Source organism: Massilia sp. IC2-477, assembly GCF_020707265.1.
GTDB lineage: Bacteria > Pseudomonadota > Gammaproteobacteria > Burkholderiales > Burkholderiaceae_D > Telluria.
This window is the reverse complement of the sequence record NZ_JAJFEQ010000002.1, coordinates 496,996-522,255: the sequence shown is the minus strand read 5'-3', so window position 1 is coordinate 522,255 and position 25,260 is coordinate 496,996. Positions and strand designations below refer to the sequence as shown.

Genomic DNA, 25,260 nt, shown 5'->3' with positions numbered 1-25,260 from the left:
GTACAAAAGTCTGGAAGGAAATCAGGAACTCGCCTGCTCCACCAGTTGCCGGTGCTGCGCCCGGTTCAGCTTCGGATGCACAATCGGGATCGTCAGCATGGTGCTGGCCACCGCCATCAGCAGCAGCGCGGTAAAGGTCTCGCTGGTGATGATCTGCTTGTCCAGCAAGATGTTGGCGAAGATGATCTCGATCAGCCCCTTGGTCTGCAGCAGCCAACCGATGATCGAGGCCTCGCCCTTTTTCCAGCCCAGCACCCTGCCCGCGATACGGGCACCGACCAGCTTGCCACCCACCGACGCCAGCAGCAACAAGCCCGCCACGAAGAACACCGGATAGCTGCCCACATCCCACTTGGTGCGCAGCCCGGTGCTGAGGAAGAACACCGGCATCAGCACCAGCAGCACGTTCTTGAACAGCGCGTCCAGCTGTTCCTGATCGAACCAGTCCGCATCCATCACCACGCCGGCCAGGAAAGCGCCGACCATGTAGTGCAGGCCGGCCCAGTCGGCGCCGAAGCTGCAGGCGATCAGCCAGATCAGGGCCACGTACCAGCGGTCCTTCTGCGGCAGACGCACCATCAGGCGGCGGAACAGGATGGTCAGCACGCCGAAGGCGACGAGGAAACCCAGCTGGCGACCGACGCGTTCCCAGTCCAGCATGATCAGCGCCAACACGCCCCAGATGGCGACGTCGTCGAGGCTGGCGTAGCGCAGGATGCGCTGCCCCATCGGCTGGCGCAGGATATCGAGCTTTTCCAGCAGCAGCACCAGCACCGGCAGCGCGGTCACCGCGCAAGCCATGCCGATGCCCAGCATGAACTGCCAGTCCGCCCCCTTGACGCCGATCCAGCCATCGTAACCGAGCAGCAGCAGGGCCGCGCCGCAGCCGAACAGCAGCGGCATGCCGAGCGACAGGCCGGCCGTGGTCACGCTCTCGCGCCGGTACTGCCACACCTTCTTGAGGTCGAGCTCGATCCCGGCAAGCATCACGAACAGCATCACGCCCCACCAGGCGATGCCGTTCAGGGTCTTCACGACGTCCGGGTTGAACACGAAGCGGTGGTACTCGGGATAGACCGCGCCCAGGATGCCCGGCCCCAGCAGGATGCCCATGATGATCTGGACCACGACCAACGGTGCAAAGTAATCGGTCTTGCAGAGCCGCCACACCAGATAAGGTGCGACGAAGATCAGCAACATGGCGATGAGAAAAATCTCTGTGGTATTCACGGCGTCTCCCGGTCCTGTCATTTTTATGATTGGAAACGATACCACAGGTATTTACCGTCAGTACACAGCCTGTTGCACAGTTTTTTATTTCAGCCGCACACCATTGAAAACTTGACTTATGGACACGAAAAATGTGCCAGAATCCTGATTGCAATATTTTGTTTGACCCTGATTTTACCCGGTGCTATAGTCGGGCAAAGCCACTGGTAACGTTTCCAACTTACCAAGAATAACGGCGCAGAACGGAGACACGATGTTCACAGTACGCACCCTGGCGACGGCCTGCGCATGGCTGTGCGCCGTGGCGTCGGCGCAGGCTGCGTCGACATCAGCCACGTCGACGTCCGCCGCCCCTCGAGCGGAAGTCATCCACTGGTGGACATCCGGCGGCGAATCGGTCGCGGTCAAGCAGGTGGCCCAGGCCTACCGCAGCGCGGGCGGCGTCTGGATCGACACCGCGATCGCCGGCGGCGATCAGTCGCGCGCCGTCACCATCAACCGCATCGTCGGCGGCAACCCGCCCACCGCGGCCCAGTTCAACACCTCCAAGCAGTTCCTCGACGTGATCGAAGCGGGGATGCTCAACAACGTCGATGCCGTGGCGCGCGCCCAGAACTGGGACCAGATGCTGCCCGCGCCGATCATCGACGTGATCAAGGTGCAGGGCCACTATTACGCGGTGCCGCTGAACATCCACATGCAGACCTGGTTCTGGTATTCGAAGGCCGCCTTCCAGAAGGCCGGCATCGCCAGGGAACCGGCCAGCATGGACGAATTCTTCGCCGCGCTGGACAAGCTCAAGGCGGCCGGCATCATCCCGCTCGCCCACGGCGGCCAGTCGTGGCAGGAGACCGTGCTGTTCTCGGCCATCCTGGCCAACATGGGCGGCAAGGAGCTGTACCTGAAAGCGATGCGCGACCGCGACCAGGCCACCCTGCTGGGGCCCGAATTCCGCAAGGTGCTGCTGGCCTTCAAGCGCCTGAAGTCCTATGTCGATGCCGGCTCCCCGGGCCGCAACTGGAACGACGCCACCGCCCTCGTCATCAGCGGCCGGGCGGGCTTCCAGGTGATGGGCGACTGGGCCAAGGGCGAATTCACCAATGCGGGGCAAACCGCCGGCCAGCACTATGGCTGCATGGCCGGCTTTACCGCATCGACGCCCTACCTGATCCAGGGCGACGTGTTCGTCTTCCCCCGTACCGACAAGGCCCAAGCGGTGCGCGCCCAGCAGCTGCTGGCCAAGGTGGTGTCGCAGCCGAACCTGCAGGTAAACTTCAGCAAGCTGAAAGGCTCGATCCCGGTGCGCACCGACGTCGACGCGACGAGCCTGGACCTGTGCGCCCGCAAGGGCATCGAGATCATGAAAGACCGCGCGCGCCAGGCCGGCGTGACCGAGGTCTACCTGACGCCGGACCAGAACGGCGCCATGCAGGACGTCCTGACCGCCTACTGGAACACCAGCATGCCGGTCGAACGCGCCCAGAAGAGCATCGCCAACGCACTCAAATACTGACATGCTCTCCCTACGCGCCCACAAGCTCTCTCCTCACGTCGCCCTGCTGCCGATGGCGCTGACCGTGCTCGTCGCCTACATCGGCGCCGCGCTGTGGACCTTCCGCACCTCGTTCACCGCCTCGCGCACCTTCGCCTCGGATAACTTCATCGGCGCCGCCCAGTACGTGCGCCTGTTCGACAACGAGCGCTGGCTGATCTCGCTGAACAACCTGGCCATGTACGGCGCGCTGTTCATCCTCGCCTGCATGGTGCTGGGCTTCCTGCTGGCCGCCTTCATCGACCAGAACGTCAACGGCGAAGGCTTTCTCCGCACCGTCTTCCTCTACCCCTACGCGATGTCCTTCATCGCCACCGGCCTGGTGTGGCAATGGATGCTGGCGCCGGGCGCCGGCATCGAGGGCGCGGTGCGCCAGCTCGGGTTGTCGAACTTCAGCTTCGACTGGATCATCGACCAGGAGATGGTCATCTACACCATCGTCATCGCCGCCGTCTGGCAGGCCTCGGGCCTGGTGATGGCCATGATGCTGGCCGGCCTGCGCGGCGTCGATCCGGAAATCTACAAGGCGGCGCGCCTGGACGGCATCCCGGCCTGGCGCGTCTACCTGCAGATCGTGCTGCCGATGCTGGGCCCGACGGTCGCCACCGTGTTCCTGCTGCTGTGCACCGCCGTCGTGAAACTGTATGACGCGGTGGTCGCGATGACCGGCGGCGGACCAGGCACGGCCAGCGAGGTGCCGGCCAAGTTCATCATGGACCACCTGTTCCTGCGTTCGAACATCGGGCTGGCCTCGGCCGGCGCCGTGACCCTCTTGATCCCGGTGCTGGCCCTGCTGGCGCCCTATGCCTACGCTCGCAGCCGGAGGAAACGCGCATGAGCGACACTGTCCTTGAGGCCCCCGTTCCCGTGATGAGCTTTGCCGCCCCCAGCGTGCGCCGCAAGCGCTTCAGCCCTGCCCGCATCGGCGTCTACGCCTTCCTGTTCAGCGCTGCGCTGTACTTCCTGCTGCCGCTGTACGTCATGATCATCACGTCCTTCAAGTCGATGGACGAGATCAGGAACGGCAATGTGTTCGCCCTGCCCCTGCTGGCCACGATCGAACCCTGGACGAATGCCTGGAACCAGGTCAGCGGCGGCTTCTGGAACTCGGTGGCGATCACGGTGCCGAGCACCATCATCCCGATCCTGTTGGGCGCCATCAACGGCTACGCGCTGTCGTTCTGGAAGCCGCGCGGCGCCAATCTGCTGTTCGGCGTGCTGCTGGCCGGCGCCTTCATCCCGGTGCAGGTGATGATCTATCCGCTGGTGTGGATGATGGCGCGCGCCGGCGTGTTCGGTTCGCTCCCGGCCATCGTGCTGGTCCACGTCATCTTCGGCATGCCGATCATGACCCTGCTGTTCCGGAATTACTATGCCTCGGTGCCGCACGAGCTGTTCCAGGCCGCGCGCATCGACGGCGGCGGTTTCTGGCGCATCTTCCTGCAGGTGATGCTGCCGATGTCGCTGCCGATCGTGGTGGTGGCGGCCATCATGCAGGTCACCGGCGTGTGGAACGACTACATCCTCGGCCTCGTGTTCGCGGGCCGCGACAATGCGCCGATGACGGTGCAGCTGAATAACGTGATCAACACCACCACCGGCACCCGCCTGTACAACGTCAACATGGCCGCGACCATGCTGACGGCCGCGGTGCCGCTGGCGATCTACTTCATCTCGGGACGCTGGTTCGTGCGTGGTATCGCCGCCGGCGCCGTGAAAGGTTAATGGGTTCACCATGGCGAACGTCCACCTGCGCAAACTGTGCATCACCCGCGGCAGCAACCAGGTCATCCGCGACCTCGACCTGTACATCGAACCGGGCGAATTCCTGGTCCTGCTCGGGCCTTCGGGCTGCGGCAAGTCGACCCTGCTGCACAGCATCGCCGGCCTGATCGACCTGGCCGACGGCTCGATCGAGATCGGCGGGCGCGACATGAGCTATGCCGACCCCAGCGAACGGGGCATCGGCATGGTGTTCCAGTCGTATGCGCTGTACCCGACCATGACGGTCGAAAAGAACATGTCCTTTGGCCTGCGCATCTCGGGCGCGCCCAAGGCCGAGATCCAGCGCCGCGTGCAGCGCGCCGCCGAGATGCTGCAGCTCGACGCGCTGCTGGATCGCAAGCCGGCCCAGCTCTCCGGCGGCCAGCGCCAGCGCGTGGCGATCGGCCGCGCCCTGGTGCGCGAAGCCGGGGTCTACCTGTTCGACGAGCCGCTCTCGAACCTGGACGCCAAGCTGCGCGCGGAGCTGCGGCGCGAACTCAAGCTGCTGCACCAGAACCTCGGTTCGACCATGGTCTACGTGACCCACGACCAGGCTGAAGCAATGACCCTGGCGACCCGCATCGTGGTGATGCAGGGCGGCCGCATCCAGCAGATCGGCACCCCGGCCGAAGTCTACGAGCGTCCCGCCAACCGCTTCGTGGCCGGCTTCCTCGGTTCGCCCTCGATGAACTTCGTCGACGGCCACCTGGAAGGCGAACTCGATGTGCGCAGGCGCTTCAGCGCGGGCGGGCTGGCGCTGGACCTGGCCTCCAGCTGCGTGGCGCCGCCGGGCGCGGTGACCCTGGCCGTGCGGCCGGAAGACATCCACATCGCGCCGGATGGTCCCTTGCAGGCGGCCGTGACCCTGGTCGAACCAATGGGCAACCACCAGGTCGTCTGGCTGGACTGCGGCGGCCACCAGCTTTCCAGCATCGTGCACGACCCGCGCCCGCTGGCCAGTGGCCAGGCGGTGCGCTTCGACATCGACGCCGCGCGCGTGTCCCTGTTCGACCCGAAGGACGGCAAGCGCCTATAAAGACAGGTGCCAGTGTCAGTTGAATGCAGTATGCTTCAGTGTTTATCGATAACTAAACAGGACAGGGATCGTCAGTGGCAACCATCAAGGACGTAGCGCGTCTCGCCGGCGTCGGCCTCGGCACCGCATCGCGCGTGGTGAGCGGCAAGGGCTCGGTCTCCCCGGCCACGCTGGAACGCGTGCGCAAGGCGATCGACGAGCTGGGATTCCGCCCCTCGCACGCGGCGCGCGCCCTGCTGTCGGGCACCAGCCAGATGGTGGGCGTCTACATCCCGGTCCTCTCCGGCACCTTCTACACCCCGATCCTGCAGATCATCGATACCGAGCTGCGCGCCGCCGGCCTGCACATGGTGGTGGCCTTCGGCGTCGGCCTGGGCGACGCACGGCGCCAGGCCATCGAGGGCATCGAATTCCTGATCGAGCGCGGTTGCGACGGCATCGTCATGATGACCAGCGCCCTCACCGACGACGACCTGGCCGCGATGAAAGGCAAGCAGAAGCAGATCGTGGCGCTGAACCACGAGTTCAGCCAGATCCCGGATCAGTGCTTCACGGTCGACCATGCGCTGGGCGGACGCCTGGCGGCGCGCACCCTGCTCGACTACAAGCACCGCGACATCGCCGTCATCTCCGGTCCGGCGGCGCTGGCCGACAACGTGGCGCGCGTGGACGGCTTCATGCGCGAGCTGCAGGCCGACGGCATCGACGCCAGCAAGGTCTGGATGGCGGAGAGCGATTTCTCGCCCCAGGGTGGCTGGTCGGCGGCCAAGGCGCTGATCGACTCGGGCACGAAGTGCAGCGCCCTGTTCTGCGCCAACGACGAGATGGCGGTCGGCGCCCTGGCCTACTTCCAGGAAGCCGGCATCAGCGTGCCGCGTGACCTGTCGGTGATCGGCTACGACGACACGCCCAGCGCAGCCTTCTCGGCGCCGCGCCTCACCTCGGTCCACATGCCGTGGCGCGAAATGACGCTCAACGGACTGAATGCCCTGCTCAACCGCTGCTACGACCTGCACCGCCCGGTCACCCGTACCTTCCCGGTCAGCGTGACCCTGCGCGCCTCCCTGGCCAAAGTGCCGGCTGCAGCGAAAGGGAAGAAAAAATAAGGGCTGGCCGCTCGCCGGCCTTTTTTTTAGATTGCAATTGGAAAGCTTTCCAAATATCCTAGCGTAACGATTTATACAGACCCGACCATGACAACAACCAAGCGTCCCGAGCCGAGCGCCCCATCGCGCGCCGATTTCGCCCCCGACTTCTTGTGGGGCTGCGCCACCTCCTCGTACCAGATCGAAGGCGCCGGTCAGGAAGACGGCCGGGTCGAATCGATCTGGGACCGCTTCGCCGCCACGCCCGGCAAGATCAAGGACGGCTCCAACGGCTCGGTCGCCTGCGACCACTACCACCGCTGGCCGGAAGACTTCGACATCGGCCGCGACATGGGCCTGAACGCCTACCGCTTCTCGATCGCCTGGCCGCGCATCTTCTCGGAAGTCGGCGGCAAGCCGAACGAAAAGGGCCTGGACTTCTACTCGCGCCTGGTGGACGGCATGCTGGAGCGCGGCATGCAGCCCTGGGCCACGCTCTATCACTGGGACCTGCCGCAGTACCTGGAAGACCGCGGCGGCTGGAACAACCGCGCCACCGTCGACGCCTACCTGGCCTTCGTGGATGCGATGACGCGCCGCCTGGGCGACCGCGTGCAGCACTGGATCACCCACAACGAACCCTGGTGCACCGCCATCATCGGCAACTTCGAAGGCTGGCATGCGCCGGGCAATACCGACATCAAGACAGCGCTGCAGGTGGCCCACCACGTGCTGCTCTCGCACGGCAAGGCGGTGCCGCTGATCCGCGCCAACGTCCGCAACGCCAGGGCCGGCATCGCCCTCAGCCTGCATCCGGTGCGCCCGGCTTCCAGCCACCCGGACGACATCGCCGCTACCGAACGTCACGACGGCCTGCGCTACCGCTGGTTCCTCGACCCGCTCTACGGCCGCGGCTACCCGAAGGCGACCCTGAAAGCCTTCGGCGACGCAGCCCCGGTGGTGCATCCGGGCGACATGGAAGCGATCGCGGTGCCGACCGACTTCCTCGGCGTGAACTACTACTTCCCCGAAACCGTCCAGCATGCCCCCGGCCACGCGCCCCTGGATGCGCGCGTGCTTCCGCCCGCCGACGGCGCCGAGACCACCTACATGGGCTGGGAAGTCGCACCGCAGGGCCTGGCCGAACTGCTGCTGCGCATCGAGAAGGATTACCACCCGGGCCCGATGTACATCACTGAGAACGGCTCCTGCTTTGCGGACGAAGTAAATGGCGACGGCGAGATCGACGACGTGGAACGTCGCCACTACCTGATGCGCCACCTGGCTTCCTTGCGCGCCGCCATCAAGGACGGCGTGCCGGTGAAAGGCTATTTCGCCTGGAGCCTGCTCGACAACTTCGAATGGGCCGAGGGTTACCTGAAGCGCTTCGGGCTCACCCACATCGACTACACCACCCAGCAGCGCCGCCTGAAGGGCAGCGGCAAGTGGTACCGTGCCTTCCTGCACGGCGAATAACGACAACACACAATAACCATACAGCGAGACAAACCATGACACCCAAGCTTCGCAACCCCGTACTTGCGCTGGCCATGGCGCTGGCCATCGCGCCGGCCCTGCCGGCCACCGTGGCGCCCACTGCTCCCCTGACCGACTGGCCCCAGGTCCGCAGCGCCATCGCCAAGGACGCCGCGCTCGAGCAGCGCGTGCGCGAGATCGTCGGTAAGATGACGCTGGCGCAGAAGGTCGGCCAGATGACCCAGCCGGAGATCAAGAGCGCCAGCCCGGAAGATGTAAAACGCTACTACCTCGGCTCGGTCCTGAATGGCGGCGGCAGTTGGCCGAACGGGAACAAGCACGCCAAGGCGGCCGAATGGCTGGCGCTGGCGCAGCGCTACCACGAAGCCTCGATGGCCACCGACATGGCGATCAAGGTGCCGGTGGTGTGGGGCACGGACGCGGTCCACGGCCACAACAACGTGTTTGGCGCCACCCTCTTCCCGCACAATATCGGCCTGGGCGCGGCGCGCAATCCGAAGCTGCTGGAAGAAATCGGCGCGGCCACCGCCAAAGCCACGCGCGCCAGCGGCATCGCCTGGGTATTCGGCCCGACCCTGGCCGTGGTGCGCGACGACCGCTGGGGCCGCACCTACGAGAGCTATGCCGAGAACCCGGAAGTGGTGAGCAGCTATGCCGGCGCCTACGTGCGCGGCATGCAGGGTTCGCTGAAGGATGACGCCAACACGATCGCCACCGCCAAGCACTTCATCGGCGACGGCGGCACCGAACACGGCAAGGACCGCGGCGTCAACAAGTCGACCACCGCGCAGATGATCAACATCCACGGCGCCGGCTACTACCCTGCCCTGCAGGCGGGCGCCCAGACCGTCATGTCTTCGTTCAACTCGTGGAACGACGTTGCGGGCGGTACCAACTACGGCAAGATGCACGGCAGCCGCGCCATGCTGACCGACGTGCTGAAGACGAAAATGGGCTTCGACGGCTTCGTGGTCACCGACTGGAACGGCATCGGCGAAGTGCCGGGCTGCCGCAACGACAGCTGCGCCCAGGCCATCAATGCCGGCAACGACATGATCATGGTGCCGGACGACTGGAAAGCTTTTATCGCCAACACCATCAAACAGGTCGAGAGCGGCGAGATCCCGATGGCGCGCATCGACGATGCGGTCAGCCGCATCATCCGCGTCAAGCTGCGCGCCGGCCTGTTCGACAAGAGCCCGGCGCAGAACGCCCATGCCGGCAAGGACGACGCCATGCAGGCGCGCGACCTGGCGCGCCGTGCGGTGCGCGAGTCGCTGGTGCTGATCAAGAACGAGCAGCCGGTGCTCCCGATCGCGCGCGGCAAGAAGATCCTCGTAGTCGGCAAGACCGCCGACGACCTGTCGAACCAGACCGGTGGCTGGTCGATCACCTGGCAGGGCACGGCCAATACCAATGCCGACTTCCCGAACGCCGACACGATCCTGGCCGGCATTCGCGATGCCGCCGGCAAGGACAATGTGACGTTCAGCCTTGATGCCAAGGGCGTGGATGTGTCGAAGTTCGACGTGGTGGTGGCCGTGATCGGCGAGCGCCCGTATGCGGAAGGCGACGGCGACATCGGCCCCAACGGCACCCTGCGCCACTCCAGCCGCTATCCGGAAGACCTGGCCGTGCTGCAGGCAGTCGCAGGCAAGGGCAAGCCGGTGGTGACCGTGTTCGTGTCCGGCCGCCCGCTCTACGTCAACGACCTGCTCAACCTGTCGGACGTATTCGTGGCCGCCTGGCTGCCGGGCACCGAGGGCAAGGGCGTGTCCGACCTGCTGGTCGCGGGCTCGAAACGCTACGACTTCACCGGCAAGCTGCCTTTCTCGTGGCCGAAGTCGGCCTGCCAGACGGATTTGAACGTGGGCGACAAGAACTATGCGCCGCTGTTCGCCTACGGCTACGGCTTGAAGAGCGCGACCCGCTCGAAAGTCGGCAAGCTGGATGCGACCTACCCGCTAGGGGGCTGCGGCATGAGCAACAGCTTCCCGGTGTTCAGCCAGGCCGACCGCGCCAGCTTCCCGCTCACCATCCGCAGCGGCAGCCAGCAGCTGGTGCTGGGCGCCGACCTGAATTCCACCTTCACCCTGCCTGGCGTGACGGTGCAGACTTCGCAGGTCAACACCCAGCAGGACGCGAAACTCGTGACCTGGACCGGTCCGGCCACCGTCGAGGCGCGCGGCGCCCGTGCGATGGTGCTGCCGGCCGCCGCCAGCGCCAACGCGGCGCTGCGCTTCGATACCATCGTCTCGAGCGCACCCGCCGGCAAGGTGAGCATGGCCATGGGTGACGGCGTGCTGGACACCACGGCCCTGTTCAAGCGCCTGGCCGGCAAGGGCAAGCAGACCGTCAAGATTCCGCTGAGCTGCTTCCAGGCCAAGGGCACGGACCTGGCCAAGGTGGACACGCCCTTCAGCGTCACCAGCAATGCAGCCTTTGCCGCCGCCTTCGCCAACATCGAGATCGCCGGCGGCGCCGCCGGCGAACCGGATGCCGTGCGCTGCGAGGAACTGCAATGAAGCTGTTGGCCGACATCGGCGGCACCAACGCCCGCTTCGCCCTGCAGTCCGGCCTCGATGGTTTCGACGACATCGAGGTGCTGGCCTGCGCCGACCATGCCACCCTGGGCGAAGCGATGCAGGCCTATCTCGGCAAGGCCGCCGGCCGCGGCTTCGACGTAGCCGGCCTGCGCCACGCGGCCATTGCGATCGCCAATCCGGTCGAGGACGATCGGGTCAGCATGACCAACCACCACTGGAGCTTCTCGATCGAGGAACTGCGCAAGCAGCAAGGCCTGGAGACGCTGCTGGTGGTGAACGACTTCGCCGCGCTGGCGATGTCGCTGCCGCACCTGGAAGCCAGTGGCCGCGAGCGCATCGGCGGCGGGCTCGAACTGCCGAATCGTCCCATCGGCCTGATCGGCCCGGGTACCGGCCTCGGTGTCTCGGGCGTGATCCCGGCCGGCAAGCGCTGGATCGCGCTGGCGGGCGAAGGCGGCCACGTGACGTTTGCTCCGTCCACACGCGAGGAAGTCGCGATCCTGGAAGCCCTGTGGGGCGAATACGGCCACGTGTCGGCCGAGCGCCTGCTGTCGGGCATGGGGCTGGAACTGATCCACTGGGCCTTGACCGGCAAGCGCATCGACGCACCGGGCATCACCGGCGCGGCGATCGACGGCAGCTCCGCCGACTGCGCGAAGACCGTCGAGGTCTTCTGCGGAGTGCTCGGCAGCGTGGCGGGCAACGTCGCGCTGACCCTGGGCGCGACCGGCGGCATGTACATCGGTGGCGGCATCGTGCCGCGTCTTGGTAAACTGTTCACCGAGTCCGCGTTCCGCGCGCGCTTCGAGGACAAGGGGCGCCTCAGTCCCTACCTGGCGCGCATCCCGACCTACCTCATTACCGAGCAGTACCCGGCGCTGCGCGGCGTGTCCGCCATGCTCTCGGATCACATCGCAGCAACGGCATAACAATACGGAGACATCATGCAAAACGCCGCACCCAATCCTGTACTGGCGCCAGCCACCGAAGCGGAACACAACCCGCACACCGGCGCGCTGATCATCGTCACCATCCTGTTCTTCATGTGGGGCCTGCTCACGTCGCTCAACGACGTCCTGATCCCGCACCTGAAGTCGATCTACACCCTCACCTACCTGCAGGCGATGCTGGTGCAGTTCTGCTTCTTCGGCGCCTACTTCATCGTGTCGCTGCCGGCCGGCGCCCTGATCCGCCGCATCGGCTACCAGAACGGCGCCGTCACCGGCCTGATGATCGCGGCCGCCGGCTGCGCCCTGTTCTATCCGGCTTCAAAAGGCGGCTATGGCCTGTTCCTGTTTGCCTTCTTCGTGCTGGCAAGCGGCATCACCATCCTGCAGGTGGCGGCCAACCCTTACGTCACCGTCCTGGGGCCGGCGCGCACCGCGTCCAGCCGCCTGACCCTGACCCAGGCCTTCAACTCGCTCGGCACCACGGTGGCGCCTTCGCTGGGCGGCATCCTGATCCTGTCCACGGTGGCCCTGAGCGCCGACCAGCTGGCGGCGCTGCCGGCGGCGGAACAGGCCGCGCATAAAGCGGCGGAAGCGGCCGCGGTGCAGGGTCCTTACCTGGGCCTGGCCGCGGCGCTGGCGATCCTGGCGGTGCTGTTCGCGCTGGCCAAGCTGCCGAAGATCAACCACGCCGTTGACGGCAAGCCGGCCGTCGACGGCAAGGGCGGCGCCATGGCCTACCGCCACCTGGTGCTGGGCGCGGTCGCGATTTTCCTGTACGTGGGCGCGGAAGTCAGCATCGGCAGCTTCCTCATCAACTTTCTCGGCGAGGGCAATATCGCGGGCCTGAGCCACGCGGACGCGGCGCAGTACGTCAGCCTGTACTGGGGCGGCGCCCTGGTCGGCCGCTTCGTGGGCTTCGCCGTGATGCGCTACGTCAGTCCGGGCAAGTCGCTGGCCGTCACCGCGCTCGGCTCGATCCTGCTGGTGCTCACCGCGACCTTCGGCGAGGGCTCGCTGGCGATGTGGGCGATCATCGCGGTCGGCCTGTGCAACTCGATCATGTTCCCGACCATCTTCAGCCTCGCGCTGCACGGCCTGGGCAAGTTCACCGGCCAGGGCTCGGGCATCCTGTGCATGGCCATCGTCGGCGGCGCCATCGTGCCCTTCATCCAGGGCATGTTCGCCGACACCATCGGCCTGCAGCCGTCCTTCCTGGTGCCGGCCGTGTGCTACCTGTTCATCATGTACTTCGGCATGAAGTACGCGAACCTGCACAAGCAGCCGGTGGCAGCTGCCTGAGTTTGACCATCCGGTAAAAAATGGGCCTGCATCTGCAGGCCCATTTTCATTCCACGGTACGCCACCAGGCTTGGCCGGCGTGCGGCTGCGCCAGCGCCAGCGGCTCGCCCATCTCCGGCGTCGTCAGCTGGACGCCCTTCTCCGCGGCCAGCGCCGCGATGCGCTCGAGCGGATCCTGCCAGCGGTGCAGCGCCAGGTCGAAGGTGCCGTTATGCACCGGCAGCAGCCACTTGCCCTTCAGGTCGAGGAAGGCCTGCAGCGTCTCTTCCGGCTGCATGTGCACGTCCGGCCACTGCTTGTCGTAGGCGCCGGTTTCCACCATCGCCACATCGAACGGTCCGAAGCGCTCGCCGATCTCTTTGAAACCCTTGAAGTAGCCGCTGTCGCCGCTGAAGAACAGGCGCAGCTCGTCGTGCAGGATCACCCAGGAAGCCCATAGGGTCGTATCGCGGTCGCGCAGCGACCGGCCCGAGAAGTGCTGGGCCGGGGTGGCGACGAAGCGCACGCCGCCCACCTTTGCCTCTTGCCACCAGTCGAGCTGGCGCACCTTGCCGGCGTCGACGCCCCAGTCGATGAGGCGGTCACCCACGCCCAGCGGCGCCAGGAAGTGCTCGGTCTTGGCGGCCAGCGCCATGATGGCGGCATGGTCGAGGTGGTCGTAATGGTCGTGCGACAGGATCACGGCCTTGATCGGCGGAAGTTCGGCGATGCCGATCGGCGGCGCGTGGAAGCGCTTGGGGCCGGCCCACTGCACCGGCGAGGCGCGCTCGGAGAACACCGGATCGGTGAGATAGAACTCGCCGCCCAGCTTGAACAGCATGGTCGAGTGCCCGAGGCGGAACAGGCTGCGGTCGGGTGCGGCCAGCAGGGCGGCCCGGCTCAGGGGGCGCACGGGGATGGCACCTAGCGGCATGGTGCCGGCCGGCTTGTTGAGCATGGCGTTCCACCACAGCCCCACCATTTCGCCGAGGCTGTATTCGCGCATCTTGATGGCGTTGCGGAATTTTCCGTCCGCGTAGTGGGCGGACGGGGAATACGCCGGGGCGGCGCTGGCAAGGCTGCAGTAGGTCATGATGGCGGCAACTCCAAGGATGAGGGTGGCGAACAGGATGCGCATCGTTAGCAATCGATAAAATGTACACTACACAGTGTAGTTTCACTTTTTGGAAAAGTAAACTACCCGGTGTAAAATTAATCGCATGAACGCACCCCGCCTGACCGACCGCAAACGCAACGCCATCATCGAAGCTGCCGCCGCCCAGTTCCGCGCCCATGGTTTCGAAGCGACCAGCATGGACAAGATCGCCGCCGCCGCGGAAGTCTCCAAGCGCACGGTGTACAACCATTTCCCCAGCAAGGAAGAGCTGTTCGCGGAAACCATCGTGCAGCTGTTCGAGCGCAGCGCGGCCGCGCACGATCTGGCCTACCGCAGCGATGTGGGCTTGCGCGAGCAGCTCGGCGAACTGCTGCGCCTGAAGATGCGCAGCCTGGAAGACCGTGATTTCCTCGACCTGGCGCGGGTGGCCATCTCGGAGGCAATCCACGCGCCCGAGCGCGCGCTGCCGGTGTTTGCGCGCCTGAACGAGCGCGAAGAAGGGGTCACGGCATGGATCCGCGCGGCCCAGCTGGATGGGCGCCTGAAGCCGGGCGACCCGGTGTTCGCGGCGACGATGCTGCAGGGCCAGGTGAAAGCCTTCGCCTTCTGGCCCCAGGTGGCGATGGGCGCCGCCCCGCTCGGTCCCGCGCAGCAGGAGCTGGTGATCGAGGCGGCGGTGTCGATGTTCCTCGCTTACTTCGGCGCCGAGCAGTAGCGCTCGACGTAGGACTGGTGCGAAGGCAGGCCGGCGACCGTGCGGTCGATCTGCCCCTTGATCCCGCCGAGGAACTGCGACAGTTCTTCGTCGCCCATCAGGTCGGCCGTCTGGTGATGGCGATAAGGGATGATGCCCTGCCCCAGCATCACCTGGATCCAGGAGTTCTCGGCGAACAGTTCGGTCGGCTCGCGGAACACGCGGCCGGTTTCGCGGAACAGGTCGATACGGTGCTGCAGTGACTTCGGCACCGCCATGTTGCGCGCATCCGTCCAGTAGGGCGCGTCGATCCGGTTGTTGACCTTGTAGTGCAGGATGATGAAGTCGCGGATGTGCTCGACCTCGTTCCAGGCCTGGCGGTTGAATTCGTCCACGTCGCTCTGCACGATGCCGCTCGTCGGGAAGATCTGCATCAGGCGGATGATGCTGCGCTGGATCAGGTGGATGCTGGTCGATTCGATCGGCTCCAGGAAGCCGCTCGACAGGCCCACCGCGACCACGTTGCCCTTCCAGACCTGGCGGCGCTGGCCCGGCGTGAACTTGATCACGCGCGGCTTCATCAGGGCTTCGCCTTGAATATTCCCGAGCAGCGTTTCAATGGCCGCGCCCTCTTCCACGTAGCGGCTGGAGAACACGATGCCGTTGCCGACCCGGTGCTGCAGCGGGATGCGCCACTGCCAGCCGAAGGGATGGGCGATCGAGCGCGTCAGCGGTATGGCGTCGCCGACGGACGCCGTCTGCAGGGCGGCGGCGCTGTCGTTGAACAGCCACTCGGACCAGTTCTCGTACTCGACGCCCATGGCCTGACCGATCAAGAGGCCCCGGAAACCCGTGCAATCGATGAACAGGTCGCCCTCGATGTCCGCGCCGGAATCGAGGGTGATCGATCGCACCTGGCCGGTGAGCGCGCTGGTGGTGACGTCGACGATCTTGCCCTCGATGCGCTGTACTCCGAAGCGCTCGCTGAACTTGCGCAGGTAGCGCGCATAGGCGCTGGCGTCCAGGTGGTAGGCGTAGTTCATGCCCTGGCGCGGCAGGTGGGCGAACTTGTTCTCCTGCGAAGCGCGCAGCTCCAGGCAGTAGTCGCCGTACTCGCCGGCCAGGCCGCGCTCGCGGCCCTTGTGCCAGAAGTGCTGGAAGCCGGCGGTCCAGTGGTCGGTGCCGGTCAGCCCAAACGAGTGGATGTAGTCCTCGTTCACGTTGCGCCAGTTCTCGAAGCTGATGCCGAGCTTGAAAGTGGCCTTGGTCTCGGCCATGAACTCCTGCTCGTTGATCTCAAGGAGATTATGGAAGTTCAGCAGAGTCGGGATGGTCGCCTCGCCCACGCCGACGGTGCCGATCTCGTCGGACTCGACCAGCTTGATGTCGAGGCGCTTGCCCAGCACCTTCGAGATGCAGGCCGCCGCCATCCAGCCGGCGGTGCCGCCGCCCGCAATGACGACGCGGCGTATGGGTTTGCCGATTCCGTTCGCTGCCTTTTCCATGTTGTCTCCTCAGCGGTTCATTCTTTTCAGTAGTTGGGCGCGGATGCTGCGCACGCCGTCGGCGTCCATCGGCGCCAGCGCGCCGCGTGCGGCCGCAGGGATGTGCGCCGCGGTTTCCCCATCGGCCTCGAATACGTAATGGCGGAACAGATTGGCCCAGGCCTTGCGCTGTTCAAGCGGCAGGTCGCGCACGCTCATCAAGGCATGCATGAAGGCGTTCATCGGCGTGTCCATGAAGTCCGGCGACTGGCGCCACCAGTAATTCACCAGCACGTTGAAGTCTTCCAGCGCCTCGATGTGGTGCCACCACATGCTCGGGATGAACAGGGCGTCACCCGGCTCCATGTCGACGCTGAACGCATGTTCCATCGCCTGGGCGAAGCGCGGGAAGCGCGCCAGGTCGGGCTTCAGGAAGTCGACCAGGCTGATGGCCTGTCCGGCCGGCGTCAGGTCGAGCGGGCCGATATACAGGTTCTCGACCTGCTCTGGCGGGAACAGGGTGAAGCGGCGGCGCCCGGCCACCACGCAGGCCAGGTTGTCCGGCAGGTCGTAGTGGGCGGCGATGCGGGTGCGGTTGCCGATCCAGATCGAGCCCAGGGCGTCGCGTCCGCCCAGGTCGATCTGGTTCTCCTCGTGGAAGCCCGGCAGGCAGGTGTCGATCGTGGTCGAGCCGACGTAGATCGCCGGCTGGACGGCGACGCCGTGGTAGCGGTCGAGCTCGGCCAGCACCTGGTCGAGGCGTACCCGCACCGGTGCGAAATTGAAGCCGTCCATCGCGTCGTTGTAGAAGAAGCGCCCTTCGATCTCGGGCGCTCCCAGCATGGCGGTGACGCTGGCGTCGCGGTAGAAGCGGCGCAAGTAGCTGCTCGCCGCCGCGCCGGATTCGCGCGCGGCGCGCACCATCGGCCACCCGGCCACCAGCCCGCGCAGGACCACCGGCTCGGTCGCCTCGAGAATGCCTGGGCCGAGGTCGCGCGGCGTCAGGCCGGCAAGCTCGCGGATGGGTTCAGGCGCGGGCAGCGGCACGGCGGGCATTCTTGCGGTCGATCAGCGCGCGGAAGTTCGACAGCGAGGCCATCTGGTAGTAGATCGCGCTCAGCCAGCCGGCCTTGTGCAGGCTGGCGATCGCCGCGTCGTCCAGCGCGGCCAGGCGCTCTTCGTTGATGGTGTAGAAGCCGGACAGGCGGTTCTGGGAACCGTCGTCGAGCGTCACGTCGAGCGCGAAACCTTCGATCAGGTCGTGTTTGGTCAGGGCCTCGATGAAGTGGGAGTTCGAGTCCATGCCCTGGTGGACCGCGACCAGCATCGAGTTGACGTTCTCGAGGTAGGGGCTCATGCCGCCGTGCTCCAGGAAGATCGGCTCGCCCTCGGTCTTGCTGATGCGCGGGCTGTCCAGGTCGATGTGGATCATCAGCTCGTCGCCATTGCGGCCGATCAGGAAGGGCAGGCGGTCGACCAGCAGCGGCACGGTGGAGGCGTCCCAGCCCTTCTCGTTCAGGAACAGGTTTTCGTCGGCCTCGAAGCCGAACAGGACGATCGGCTCGAACGGGTGGGCTTCGCTCTCCTTGCGGAAGATGATCGGGTAATGGGCCTGCAGCAGGCGGAATTCGTCGGCGAAGGTCGGCACGAAGGGATGGCTCTCGTCCATGTCGCTGCCGTGGCGGGTGATGATGCGCAGGTCCTTGTGTTCGACGTTATTCAGCAGTACGGGGTTGGCCATCGTGTGTCTCTTTCAGTTTTCGTTGGTATGGTGTGCGCGTCTTGCGTTCACGTGGTGCTGCTGTGGTGCTGCTATTTGGGCAAGCCATGGCGCACGATGTGCGCGATGAGCGTGCGGTTGTCCGGCAGCGCAGGCAGCATCCTGCGCGTCAGGTCGGCGGCCTGGCGGAAGAATCCGTCCGCCGTCTCGCCATCACCCTCGCCGACGCGCTGGCGCCGGGCGAGGCCGGGTTCGGGGCAAAAGCCCATCCCGTACAAAATATACTGGTAACTCGCCGCCGGGAACACCTCCTGGATGCGATTGAAGTCGTAGCGCGAGGGCGGACGGTGGCGCCACAGCGACAGCATGCCGGCAAGGCGTTCCGGAATGGTCTCGCTGCGGCGGTTGTCGCGCCAGTAGCCGAACGGGTCCTGCGCGCCCTCGCGGCGGCTCAGGACATAGTGCAGCTTGAGGAAGTCGATCACCCGCTCCCAGCGGTAAGTGAAGGTCTCGTTGAAACGCCGGGCGCAGACGTCCATCTGTTCGCGCGTGACGGGCATCTCGTCGGCCAGCATCTCGGCCGACAGTTCGACCATCGCCAGGGCGGATGCTTCCAGCGGCTCGATGAAGCCGGCGGACAGTCCGATGGCGACGCAGTTGCGGTGCCAGAAGCGTTCGCGGTAACCGGGCTCGAAGGACAGCTTGCGCGGCGCCGGGATGTCGTCCGGGCCGCCGCTGGCGCGAATATAGGCGCGCAGCGCACTCTCCGCGTCCTCGTCGCTCGTGTGCGCGCTCGAATACACGTGGCCGATGCCGCGCCGGGTCGGCAGGCCGATGTCCCAGATCCAGCCGGCCCCCTGCGCGGTGGAGGTGGTCTGCGAGGCGATCGGGTCGTTTTCATTCGCGTACGGCACCTGCACCGCCAGCGCGCGGTCGTTGAACAGGACGCCGCGCTGCGGCACGAAGGGCACGCCGTAGTGCTTGCCGAGCAGGAGCGACTGCATGCCGCTGCAGTCCACGAACAGGTCGCCCGCCAGCTCGCCGTGTTCCCTGGTCTGCAGGGCGGCGATGTCGCCATTCTCGTGGGAGCGGATGCCGGTGATGTGGTCCGGCACGAATTGCACGCCGAGGTTTTCCAGGCAGTGCTTCTTCAGGAACAGGCCGAACTTGCCGGCGTCGAGGTGGTAGCCGTAGTTGGCCACCGCCGCGAATTCGGGGGTCATCGCCTGCTTCGGTGCGCGCCCGTGCACGCACAGGTGCGGCTGGTAGGTGGTGAGATCGGCGAACGGGACGGAGGAATGACGTTCCAGCCAGCGTCCTGCCAGGTCGGCGTCGCCCCAGCCCTGGGGCAGCACGAAGGGGTGGAAGTAGTAGTCGCCTTCCATGCCGGTGACCCAGCCGTTGAAGCGCGAGCCCTGCTTGAAGGCGGCGTCGCATTCGCGGAAGAAGGCGGTTTCGGACAGGCCGGCCGCGCGCAGGGTGTCGCGCATGGTGGGCCAGGTGCCCTCGCCCACGCCGATGGTCGGCACGTCGGGCGATTCGACCAGGGTAATGCGCAGGCCGCCGTGAGCTTCCTGCTGGTAGCTCGACGCAAGGACGGCGGCGCTCAGCCAGCCGGCCGAGCCTCCGCCCACGATCACGACATGCCTGATGGTGGTATTCACCGTTCTATTCCAAAAACCTGACTCAACAAGTCTAACCCAAAAAAAACCGCAGCGGGCCGTGACGGAGTCCGCGGCCCGCTGCTTTTCTGCCGTCCGCCAGGGCTTGCACCCCGGCGGGTGGCGTCGGTCAGAACTTGTAGCGGGCTGCCAGCATATAGCGCGGACCGGACTGCTCCACGTACAGGGCCTGGCGCTCGTTACGGCCGTGCAGGCGGCGGATCTCGTCCGTCAGGTTGATGCCTTCGAACTGGATGCTCAGGTTCTTGTTGATGTTGTAGCCGATGCTCAGGTCAAGCTGGCCGTAGGCTTCGACATACTGCGGGTTCGGGCCGGCGCCGTCGCGGGTCGCGGACAGGAACTTGTCACGCCAGTTGTAGGCCGCGCGCACATTCCACTTCTCGTTCTCGAAGATACCCACCAGGTTGGCCGAGTCGCTCAGGCCCACCATCGCAAACTGCTCGGCGGCGCTGGCATTGTCGTACTGCAGGCCGGAATCCACCTTGGTGTAGTTGGCCTGGAAGCCGAAGCCCGAGTTGCCGAACATGTGCTGCACGTTGAACTCGAGGCCGCGCACGCGTGCTTCCTTCTGGTTCGAGTAGCTCGTGATCTGGAAGTTGGCGATCGGATCGTTCGGCTGGCCGGCGATGGAACCGGTGGCGTTGCCGTTGACGTCGTTCGGGCCGACGGTCACGCCCGGACGGCCGGCGAAGTTACGGAAGATGTAGTTGCGGATGCAGGTCGTATCCGTACTGGCGCAACCGGCGCCGATCGCGGCATTCCAGTAGGCGCCGCCCACCGGCGTGCGCAGGCCGAAGGGCTGGGCGATGATCTGCGACTGGCCGGCGTAGTTCTCCAGGTTCTTGCGGAAGTGGCCGATCGAGACGAAGCTCTGCTTGTTGTAATACCACTCCCAGGCCAGGTCGAAGTTCTTCGACTCGACCGGCAGCAGGCCCGGGTTGCCCTGGCTGCCGCGGCCGCCCTCGATACGGCCCTGGGTCTCGAGCACCTGGCCGCCGGTCAGCATGTCATAGCGCGCGCGGCCGATGGTTTCGCCATAGCTGAAGCGGGCCTTCATGTCGGAACGCAGGTCGACGTCGACGTCGAAGCTCGGCAGCACGTGGCTGTACTTGCCGGTGAGCGTGGTGAAGGACGGTGCGCCGAAGCCCACCGCGAACTCGTTCTGCGACAGCCAGGTATAGGAGGTGGCGATCGGCACCAGCGCGGTCGAGGTGACGTCGGTCTTTTCGTAGCGCACGCCGATCGAGGTGTGCACCGGCATCGCAAAATCCCAGTCGGTGTTGAACTGCAGGTACAGGCTCTTCGACTTTTCGCGGGTGCGCTGGTCGGTGGTGTAGTCCTTGCGCGGCATGTACAGCTCCGGCTTGCCGGTCACGTTGGCGGCCAGCGCGCGCAGCGCGGCGAAGTCGAAGGTGTAGAAGGTGTTGAACAGGTTCGGATTCTCGTGGCCGTCGATGTTGTCGAAGTACTGGCGCAGGCTCTCCTGGTGGAACATGCTGGCCGGGTAGTCCGACGCCTTGGTCGCGCCGCCCCAGGTGTCGTCGCGCTGCTGCACCGAGAATGCCGAGCGGTTCTTGACGTCGGTCGTGGCCAGGCCGAACTTCAGCTCGGATGCTTCCAGCATCTTCCAGCTGCCGTGGGTCTGCACCTGGTTGATTTCGCTCTTGACGTAGCCGTTCTCGAACACCGAACCGGTCACCTGCTGCGGGGCGCGCTGGAAGTCGGCGCCCTGGATGCTCAGCACCGGAAGGTCTTTCGAGAAATCGACGCTGGTGGTGCCGCGGCTGAAGCTGGCGGTGCCCAGGGTGTTGGACGAGCCGAACGGGCTGTCCGGCAGCGATTCGGCGGTCGAGTGGTGCGCGTCGAGCTCGAGGCGGATGTCGCTGTTGACGCGCCATGCCGCATTGAAGCCGAGCGAGTTGTTCTCGGTCTTGGTGGCGAAGTCGGCGCCGCCCATCGCGATGTCGCTGTTGGCCGGGTTAATGATCTCGGTGTACACCAGCGGCGCGGCGACCGGGCCGTTGGTCCAGGTGCTCGACGACGGGCCGAAGTTGAACCAGGCTGACAGGTCCTGGCGGCGGGTCTGGATCTTGTTTTCCGAATAGGTGTAGTCGAGGGTCGTGGTCAGGGCCTTGCTCGGCGCGTACTGCAGGGTCAGCTGGCCATTGGTGCGCTGGCGCTGGATGCCGTTCATGGCGTAGTTCATGTTCTGCGGCACCTGGTAAATATCACCCGGCTTCGGACGGTTGGTGATGTTTTCCGAACCCGGGGTGCCCGGCTGCGGGATGGTGCCCCAGTTGTTCTCGTCGCCGCGGAACGGACCCTTCCAGCCGTTGCCGACCGAGGCCACGTTGTAGCCCAGGTTGCGTTCCTGGTAGCTGGCCGACAGGGCGATACCGAAGCGGCCGTCGGCCGAGGTGTTGCTGTAGAGGCCGGACAGTTCCGGGGTGATCTTGCCGCCGCGCGAGACGTCGCCCGGCAGGTTCTCGGCCGATGCATCGTGCACGCCCTTGATGCCGACGGTGGCCTGCAGGCCCGGACGCGACAGCGGACGCGCGGTGATCACGTTGATGGTGGCGCCGATGCCGCCGGTCGGGGTTTCGGCGCGCGCCGACTTGTAGACCTGCAGCTGGGAGATGCCTTCGGACGCGATATTGGCGAAGTCGTAGGCGCGGCCCGGACGGTCGTTCAGGCTCGAGGTCGGCATCTGGCGGCCGTTCAGCAGCACCAGGTTGAAGTCGGGGCCGACGCCGCGCACGGTGACTTTCGAGCCTTCGCCGATGCTGCGGTCGATCGAGACGCCGCTGATGCGCTGCAGCGATTCGGCCAGGTTGGTATCCGGGAACTTGCCGATGTCTTCGGCGACGATGCCGTCAACAAAGCCCTGCGCGTTGCGCTTGAGGTTCATCGACGATTCCAGGCTGGCGCGCAGACCGCTCACGACGACGGTCTGAACCGGCGAGGATGGGCTGGTCGCTTCCTGTGCGGCCTGGTCGGTGGTCGCCGCGGCGCCCGGGGTCGAAGCAACTTCCTGGGCGTGGGCTGGCATGAACGCCGCGCATGCGCTGGCTACTGCCAGGCTCATCAATGTCTGTTTAGCCTTGGGGTAATACATGGTGCTCTCCTGTTTTTTTAAATATGACCGTCACCCAATCCAACGGTGTCTCCACTACCTGTGCCGGCTGAACCCAGGCTGCACGCTGCCGGCGCTGCTGCTGTCGTTTGCTGCTGTTTTCGCTGCTCCCGCTGCCTCAATGCGCCTGCGCACCTCCCCGCCGCGGAGCCGGCCGGCGCCGGCCAGTGCGCGACGCAGCCCGGCCGCAGGCGACGCAGCGAGGACATGCGGCCGGTGCCGATGTCCTCGCTGCCAGGGTGCGGGTAAAAGCTTGCGCGTCGCGCTCGTTCATCTGTAATCGCTCAGGCTCGCATCTTGCGATGCTTCGTTTTCAAGCAATTCATCCGAACATGGAAACGTTTCCACGTCAGTTGTCTGAATATTAGGGTTAGCAAAAAAAATTGTCAACGGAATATTCCATACAGGTATGAATCGAAATGCGGCGAATTTGCAACACCTCCGGTGTGCCAGAGGAGAAACCGGCAGTTACCGCGCCTGCAGAGCAGACCGGAACGCGATTGACACTCAAAAATTCCGGGTGCTATAGTCGGGTTGACATTCTGGTAACGTTTCCAAATTGCGGGGCAAAAGGGGGGCGGATGGCGCGGGCGAAAGAGGCAGGTCCGAAGGACCACGGCGGGGTGCGGGCACGCGGCGCGCGTGTCGGGAGACGAGGCTGGCTGGCGCTCGCGCTGGCCCTTGGACTGCATGCGGCCCTGCCCCCTGGCGCGGCTGCGGCCGGCGCTGCGGAGTCAGCGTCCGCGCCGGCGCCGGCCTTCGCCTGGCCCCAGGGTGCGCGCGCCGCGGTCAGCCTGGCCTACGACGACGCCCTCGATTCGCAGCTCGACCATGCCATCCCTGCCCTCGACCGGCACGGCCTGCGGGGCAGCTTCTACCTGCAGCTGTCGAGTCCATCGGTGGCGCGGCGCATGGAAGACTGGCGTGCGGCGGCCCGGCGCGGGCACGAGCTCGGCAACCACAGCCTGTTCCACCAGTGCTCGCGCAAGGAGGCCGGACGCGACTGGGTGGCGGCGCACCGCAACCTCGACACCACCAGCGTGGAACAGATGCGCGACCAGGTCCTGCTGGCCAACACCATGCTGGCGGCGCTCGACGGCCGCCAGGAGCGTACCTACACGGTGCCCTGCGGCGACACCGTGGCCGCTGGAGGCGACTACCTGGGCGCGGTGCGCGACGCGTTTGTCGCCATCAAGGTCACCGGCGGCAACGGCGTCATCGATGCGATGCACAGCCTCGATCCGCTCGCGGTGCCGGTGGCGGCGCCCAGCGGCACCAGTGGCGCGGAACTGATCGCCATCGTCAAGCGGGCGATCGAACGCGGGACCATGGTCAACTTCACCTTTCACGGCATCGGCGGCGACTACCTCAGCGTGTCCGCCCAGGCCCACGAGGAATTGCTGCGCTTCCTGGCGGCGAACCGCCGGCTGGTCTGGACCGACAGCTTCATCACCATCATGAAACACGTCCGGCGGCAGCAGGCGGGTAAACCCGCGACGCCGTGACCACAAGGAGACCCATGAAACCGATCCGCTTCCTGCCGGCCCTGCTGGCTCCGATCCTGTCGCTGCTGGCGCTGGCCGGCTGTGCCACCTCCCCTGCCTCCACACCCACCGCCGCCGGCACTCCTGCCGGCTGGACCCTGGCCTGGAGCGACGAATTCGAGGGCACGGAACTCGACCGCAGCAAATGGGTCGCCGAAACCGGCGGCAATGGCTGGGGCAACCAGGAGCTGCAGTTCTACACCGGCCGGCCGGAAAACGTGCGCGTGTCCGGCGGGATGCTGGTCATCGAAGCACGCCGCGAGCGCTATGGCGAGCGCGACTACACTTCGGCACGCCTCAAGACGGCCGGCCTGATGGAGCAGATGCATGGGCGCTTCGAGGCGCGCATCAAGGTGCCGAAGGGCCAGGGCATCTGGCCGGCGTTCTGGATGCTGGGGGCGGACATCGGGCAGGTCGGCTGGCCGCGCAGCGGCGAGATCGACATCATGGAAATCATCGGCAAGGAGCCGAGCAATCTGTATGGCACCCTGCACGGACCCGGTTATTCGGGCGACAAAGCCTTCAGCAAGTCGACCTCTTTGACGAGCGGCATCTTTGCCGACGACTTCCACGTGTTCGCGGTGGAATGGGAGCGCGGCGAAATCCGCTGGTACCGCGACGGCATCCTGTTCCACACGGCACGCCCGGACATGGTGAAGGGCGACTGGGTGTTCGAGCATCCCTTCTTCGTGCTGCTGAACCTGGCCGTCGGCGGTTTGTGGCCCGGCAATCCGGACAGCACGACGGTCCTGCCCCAGCAGATGCTGGTGGACTATGTACGCGTGTACAAGCGCGCACCGTCTGCAGGCTAGTGCGGCAAGGGCGAGACCCGCGCGGGCCCGGCTCCGCCAGTCGGGCTTTTCTGCAGTCCAGAGCGCGGTTTGCGCAGTTCATCGCAATCGCCTCCGGTAGGTAGCGGCTCTTCTCTATAGTGGTTCCATCGCCACC

The 25,260-nt window shown here is 65.8% G+C and carries 19 protein-coding genes; 12 read left to right on the top strand and 7 right to left on the bottom strand.

Annotation, left to right across the window (positions count from 1 at the left end; genetic code table 11):
• Positions 1-21 precede the first annotated feature (21 nt).
• On the bottom strand, positions 22-1,230 hold the full coding sequence (locus LK542_RS05735; protein ID WP_227811149.1) for a cation:proton antiporter: 1,209 nt from the start codon (positions 1,228-1,230) through the stop codon (positions 22-24).
• 253 nt (positions 1,231-1,483) lie between these two features.
• On the opposite strand from LK542_RS05735, the gene LK542_RS05730 reads away from it, so the two are divergent.
• The 9 genes from LK542_RS05730 to LK542_RS05690 all read left to right on the top strand — a co-directional run bounded on the left by LK542_RS05730 (position 1,484) and on the right by LK542_RS05690 (position 12,959).
• Entirely contained in the window at positions 1,484-2,743 is a 1,260-nt protein-coding gene (locus LK542_RS05730) for an ABC transporter substrate-binding protein (protein ID WP_227811148.1), read from the top strand.
• Between the two features lies 1 nt (position 2,744).
• Positions 2,745-3,620 carry a carbohydrate ABC transporter permease gene (locus LK542_RS05725; RefSeq protein ID WP_227811147.1) on the top strand — a complete coding sequence of 292 codons (876 nt, stop codon included), beginning with the start codon at positions 2,745-2,747 and terminating at the stop codon, positions 3,618-3,620.
• The gene (locus tag LK542_RS05720; protein ID WP_374040118.1) at positions 3,617-4,507 is read left to right on the top strand and encodes a carbohydrate ABC transporter permease; all 891 of its coding nucleotides are present in this window, start codon (positions 3,617-3,619) and stop codon (positions 4,505-4,507) included. The genes LK542_RS05725 and LK542_RS05720 overlap by 4 nt, the downstream gene beginning before the upstream one ends.
• 10 nt (positions 4,508-4,517) lie before the next feature.
• A complete protein-coding gene (locus LK542_RS05715; protein ID WP_227811146.1) occupies positions 4,518-5,582 on the top strand; it encodes an ABC transporter ATP-binding protein in 1,065 nt (354 codons plus the stop codon).
• Between the two features lie 74 nt (positions 5,583-5,656).
• On the top strand, positions 5,657-6,688 hold the full coding sequence (locus LK542_RS05710) for a substrate-binding domain-containing protein (protein ID WP_227811145.1): 1,032 nt from the start codon (positions 5,657-5,659) through the stop codon (positions 6,686-6,688).
• An 87-nt stretch (positions 6,689-6,775) separates the two neighbouring features.
• Positions 6,776-8,143 (top strand): GH1 family beta-glucosidase, encoded by a 1,368-nt coding sequence (locus tag LK542_RS05705; protein WP_227811144.1) that lies wholly within the window; start codon positions 6,776-6,778, stop codon positions 8,141-8,143.
• Between the two features lie 35 nt (positions 8,144-8,178).
• Positions 8,179-10,689, top strand: coding sequence for a glycoside hydrolase family 3 protein (locus LK542_RS05700; protein WP_227811143.1), 2,511 nt, complete (start codon positions 8,179-8,181; stop codon positions 10,687-10,689).
• Positions 10,686-11,639: a glucokinase gene (locus LK542_RS05695; protein WP_227811142.1), complete on the top strand. Its 954-nt coding sequence runs from the start codon at positions 10,686-10,688 to the stop codon at positions 11,637-11,639. Before LK542_RS05700 ends, LK542_RS05695 begins: the two co-directional genes overlap by 4 nt.
• A gap of 15 nt (positions 11,640-11,654) precedes the next feature.
• A complete protein-coding gene (locus tag LK542_RS05690) occupies positions 11,655-12,959 on the top strand; it encodes a sugar MFS transporter (protein ID WP_227811141.1) in 1,305 nt (434 codons plus the stop codon).
• 46 nt (positions 12,960-13,005) lie between these two features.
• Here the strand turns inward: LK542_RS05690 and LK542_RS05685 are convergent, their stop codons facing one another.
• Positions 13,006-14,076: an MBL fold metallo-hydrolase gene (locus tag LK542_RS05685; protein WP_227811140.1), complete on the bottom strand. Its 1,071-nt coding sequence runs from the start codon at positions 14,074-14,076 to the stop codon at positions 13,006-13,008.
• Between the two features lie 82 nt (positions 14,077-14,158).
• On the opposite strand from LK542_RS05685, the gene LK542_RS05680 reads away from it, so the two are divergent.
• Positions 14,159-14,770 (top strand): TetR/AcrR family transcriptional regulator, encoded by a 612-nt coding sequence (locus tag LK542_RS05680; protein ID WP_227811139.1) that lies wholly within the window; start codon positions 14,159-14,161, stop codon positions 14,768-14,770.
• Here LK542_RS05680 and LK542_RS05675 read toward each other — a convergent pair.
• The 5 genes from LK542_RS05675 to LK542_RS05655 all read right to left on the bottom strand — a co-directional run bounded on the left by LK542_RS05675 (position 14,749) and on the right by LK542_RS05655 (position 22,720).
• A complete protein-coding gene (locus LK542_RS05675) occupies positions 14,749-16,254 on the bottom strand; it encodes a tryptophan halogenase family protein (protein ID WP_227811138.1) in 1,506 nt (501 codons plus the stop codon). The two genes, LK542_RS05680 and LK542_RS05675, sit on opposite strands and share 22 nt — an antisense overlap.
• Positions 16,255-16,263: 9 nt before the next feature.
• Positions 16,264-17,289, bottom strand: a complete 1,026-nt coding sequence (locus tag LK542_RS05670) for a cupin-like domain-containing protein (protein WP_227811137.1) — start codon at positions 17,287-17,289, stop codon at positions 16,264-16,266.
• Entirely contained in the window at positions 17,261-17,974 is a 714-nt protein-coding gene (locus LK542_RS05665; RefSeq protein ID WP_227803286.1) for a SapC family protein, read from the bottom strand. The genes LK542_RS05670 and LK542_RS05665 overlap by 29 nt, the downstream gene beginning before the upstream one ends.
• A gap of 71 nt (positions 17,975-18,045) precedes the next feature.
• The gene (locus LK542_RS05660; RefSeq protein WP_227811136.1) at positions 18,046-19,617 is read right to left on the bottom strand and encodes an FAD-dependent oxidoreductase; all 1,572 of its coding nucleotides are present in this window, start codon (positions 19,615-19,617) and stop codon (positions 18,046-18,048) included.
• Between the two features lie 127 nt (positions 19,618-19,744).
• A complete protein-coding gene (locus LK542_RS05655; protein ID WP_227811135.1) occupies positions 19,745-22,720 on the bottom strand; it encodes a TonB-dependent receptor in 2,976 nt (991 codons plus the stop codon).
• A gap of 629 nt (positions 22,721-23,349) precedes the next feature.
• On the opposite strand from LK542_RS05655, the gene LK542_RS05650 reads away from it, so the two are divergent.
• Positions 23,350-24,273 carry a polysaccharide deacetylase family protein gene (locus LK542_RS05650; protein ID WP_227811134.1) on the top strand — a complete coding sequence of 308 codons (924 nt, stop codon included), beginning with the start codon at positions 23,350-23,352 and terminating at the stop codon, positions 24,271-24,273.
• Positions 24,274-24,287: 14 nt separating this feature from the next.
• The gene (locus LK542_RS05645) at positions 24,288-25,124 is read left to right on the top strand and encodes a family 16 glycosylhydrolase (RefSeq protein ID WP_227811133.1); all 837 of its coding nucleotides are present in this window, start codon (positions 24,288-24,290) and stop codon (positions 25,122-25,124) included.
• Positions 25,125-25,260 lie beyond the last annotated feature (136 nt).